The sequence below is a fragment of the uncultured Granulicatella sp. genome, from assembly GCF_963528315.1.
GTDB lineage: Bacteria > Bacillota > Bacilli > Lactobacillales > Aerococcaceae > Granulicatella.
Genome location: NZ_CAURVV010000076.1, coordinates 1 through 3,536, shown reverse-complemented (window position 1 = coordinate 3,536; position 3,536 = coordinate 1). Strand labels below are relative to the sequence as shown.

The 3,536-nt window shown below is 30.4% G+C and carries 3 protein-coding genes and 2 pseudogenes; all 5 read right to left on the bottom strand.

Translation table 11 applies throughout. The annotated features are described in order from the left end of the window. Window positions 1-143 precede the first annotated feature (143 nt). On the bottom strand, window positions 144-500 hold the full coding sequence (locus tag RYK07_RS08880) for a YbaN family protein (protein ID WP_314853495.1): 357 nt from the start codon (window positions 498-500) through the stop codon (window positions 144-146). 226 nt (window positions 501-726) lie between these two features. Then, window positions 727-1,061 (bottom strand): annotated as a pseudogene (locus RYK07_RS08875) (transposase); the annotation flags it as partial. 187 nt (window positions 1,062-1,248) lie between these two features. Next, window positions 1,249-1,827, bottom strand: a complete 579-nt coding sequence (locus tag RYK07_RS08870) for a hypothetical protein (protein ID WP_314853494.1) — start codon at window positions 1,825-1,827, stop codon at window positions 1,249-1,251. Between the two features lie 35 nt (window positions 1,828-1,862). Continuing rightward, the gene (locus tag RYK07_RS08865; protein ID WP_314853496.1) at window positions 1,863-2,288 is read right to left on the bottom strand and encodes an HNH endonuclease family protein; all 426 of its coding nucleotides are present in this window, start codon (window positions 2,286-2,288) and stop codon (window positions 1,863-1,865) included. A 561-nt stretch (window positions 2,289-2,849) separates the two neighbouring features. Continuing rightward, window positions 2,850-3,455, bottom strand: a pseudogene (locus tag RYK07_RS08860) (DUF262 domain-containing protein); the annotation flags it as partial. Window positions 3,456-3,536: the final 81 nt, after the last annotated feature.

Sequence of the window (3,536 nt, the reverse complement as noted above, 5' to 3'; positions counted from 1 at the left end):
ATTCATAGTTATGTTTGTGGTGGATTCATCAATAGACTAAATATTTCAGTTTCTCTCACCTTATTATTAAAAATTAAAGACTTAATTTGGTGTTAAATTTGATCCACCAACAGAATTTGTCGATGAGCCGATTTTTTTTGTACTTATTTATCCGGAATAACTTTAAATAGATAATACGTAATAAATACCGTTAATAAAGCTAGTCCAATTTTTACAAAAATAATTGGAGCAAAATAAATAGAAACCCCCATTAAAATGTAAATATAAATAATAATTTTCTTTTTACGTGAACGATCTATCGATTTTGTTTCTAAATAATCTGCTACATAAATTTGATATAATTTTGTTTTCGCAAACCATTCTTCAAATCTTTTAGAACTTTTTGAAAAACAAATTACTGTCAGTATCAAAAATGGTGTCGTTGGTAACACAGGAAGTACAATTCCTATAATTCCTAACGCTAACGAAATCCATGCTATAACAAAATAAAATCCTCTCATATTTCCTCCTTAATTCATTCGTTCTAATACAGCTACTGTTTCAGCTGTATTTAAACTGTCCAAACATAATTTAACATCATTTTTCCCGAGTTGTAAAATAAAATGAGACAAAAAAAGCAATCATATTACATGGGAATTACGTAAAACTTTAGAATATTTCTCAAAGGAAAGACGTTTATAACAGTATGTAGAATTAAGCGATTCTATAGCGTTAGTGGTATAAATAAGCCTGGTAAATGGTCTTCAAATCTGTCGCAAATGCTTTTCTGTCTTTATCAGGTACATATTTCAATGTATTACGAACCTTATGAACAATACATATTTAGTATTCTATTTTAGGAAAATCTGCTCCAATGGCTTCCTTTATACCGGTAAGACCATCAGTACAGATTACAAGGATATCCTTTATTCCTCTATTTTTAAGCTCAGTTAGTACAGATAGGCAGTATTTTGAACTTTCATTATCACCTACCTGTATTGTAAGCACTTCTTTTTTCCTCAGTATTAATACCTAAGATGATATACGCTGTTATCACGGACAGAATAGTGGATAGCATCGATTTTTTATGTCTAACTTTTTGGGGGCAGTACAAAATCGGAAACGCTACTTCATTTTTAATGTTGAATCCCTGAAAGAAAGTAAGTTGACTAGGAAGTACTCCTATCAGAAAACTGTGACAAATATAAATCAAGGAGCAAAAAACTAATTTGCTCCTTTTTTATATCCGGAAATTTAATTCTCGCCTTCTTAAACTGCATCAGAACGATATATTGTTTTTTGAAAATTTAGATAATCCATCAAGTTAATAACTTTATTATTTTCTGCCACTTCTGAAATAGTATCAGTTTCAAACCCATTTACTTTAGCAAATTGAATTGTATAATCATATATAAGATCAAACAACTCATCTATTTCAGAGTCTAGTTTCAATGAAAGTAGTTCTTTTTGATTATCCTGTAAAAATTTTAAGAAATTATCAACCTCTTCTTCACTTACTTCTCCTTTTTGTGCTAATTGAATAAAATGAACTAGCTTTTCTATAAGTTTCTTTACAATCTTCTTATATCTATTTGAAATAAATGCATAATAACCAACACCAACAACAGCTAGAACAGTTGCACCAATAGCTGTTACTAGCACATATTTATTTTTTGCAAGGCCTTTAACGACCTGTTGAGCTGGTTCTCCTGCCTTTACTTCTTTTAGATGCTTTACTATATGACCGGATGAATTTCTGATTATTGAACCATAACGTTTATAAATTCCAGAGTCTAATCCTTTCTGAATATTCAATGGAATTTCTATAGTAACTTGATTTAATGACATAATTATAACTTACCTCTCAATTCTATCATTCTAGTTTAATCAAAAATAAAATCAGCAATTCGTTTAGCAGCTTTTTCTGTTGCCACTTCAATGTCAGTTTTAGTCCAAGTATCATTTACATAATTAACAAGAGATTTAGCTATTGGGAACTTACTACCTATATATCCATGACCACTTGTGATTGTATTCTCTCTTTTTGTTCTAAACCAAGCATCTCCAATTCCACGATTAATTTCGGATTCAAGGAGAATCTTGTTACCAAGCTTCTCAGCATAATCTCTAAATTCTTCCTGACTTTCTATTCCAGCATCTGACATAATATTTTCTCTATTCAAACCACTTTGCGGCATAATATGTTCAATATCAATATTTCCATTTAAATTAAAGTCCATACCTTTTTCCAATGAAAATAGGAATTCATTTACGTAAAGAATAGAATTTGAAACACCACTTTCAGTCAAAGTTTGTTTAACGTCTTCATAAACAAAATTGTCATGAATATGGTTTCTTATTTTTGAAATAAGTTCGTCAATTGAAATTGAATCGACTTGACTGTACAACAAATTTATTTCTTCTAGGAAGCCTTTAAAGAGTTTATGGCTATACGAGAGTTCAGATAATTCAATCAAAACTCCAAGTCTAAGTAAGTATTCCAGATATGTGTTGTCTTGTCTGAAAAATAGATAACTACTAACAAAAGGTCGTAAATTACCATTTAATTTGTTTATCAATTGACCATTAATAGTATCAGATACTCGTTCAAAATTATTTAAGATTGTATTTAGTTCAGCAGTAAACAGAACATCTTCATTCAATAGATGTTTATTTTTTGAGAAAAAGGCTCTTATACCAGGATTTCTTCGATCTGCACTGTTTTGTTCTGAAAGTTTTACGAAAATATAGTGAGTAATTAACGCATTTAAGTCTAATCTAGATGAATCTGTACGTTGTACAATCTCTTGCCAATTTTTTTCGAAGTTTTTTCTATCTGATGCGTTTGCTGTGGTCTTAGATACGATTACTTCAATTGGGGTCAATGGAACACCAGTCCCATTCAAAGAATTGAAAATATTTATTGCCTGATCAGTATTATAACTTGTAATAGTAATCACTTGGCAATTATCAATAAAGTGGTTAGCAAAATTGATAAGAGTAAAAACATTCAATTCGTTACAAATATTGTAAAAATATCTAAAGTTTTTATAGAAGTTAGTATAGCGGTTGTCTTTCTGGCGACGATAGATTTGATGAACTCTATCTTTAATAGATATAAAATCTTTACCTAGCAAGATAGTAGTCATCTCACTAGCATATTTTTCTGAAATCGAATGATTTAGATACTTTATTCTATCATCGCTAGGATAATATAGTCCATCAACGAAATCATCTTTTTCGTCATCTGAAACATTGAAAAGCATTGTGACAATCTGCTCTTTAAGACCATTAAGACGTTTCACTAATCTGCGTGCATCAGTATCTAGAGTCGGTTGAAGTTCAAGCTCCTTATCAATCTTCAATAAGATTGCCTTAAGAAGTAACATAAATGTCGTTGTTCTTTGCTGGCCATCAATCAAGGTTACTTCATGCTCTTCTCCAGATTCTTGAGCAATGAGAACAGCTCCAAAGAAATAATTGTCTTGGGAACTATCATCGAAATTTTATTTGAAACAAAGTACGAAAAAAAGACAAAAAGATACTACCTATGCTAT

Coding starts and splice junctions, on each gene's coding strand:
- RYK07_RS08880 (WP_314853495.1), bottom strand. CDS start 500: ATGAGAGGATTTTATTTTGTTATAGCATGGATTTCGTTAGCGTTAGGA.
- RYK07_RS08870 (WP_314853494.1), bottom strand. CDS start 1,827: ATGTCATTAAATCAAGTTACTATAGAAATTCCATTGAATATTCAGAAA.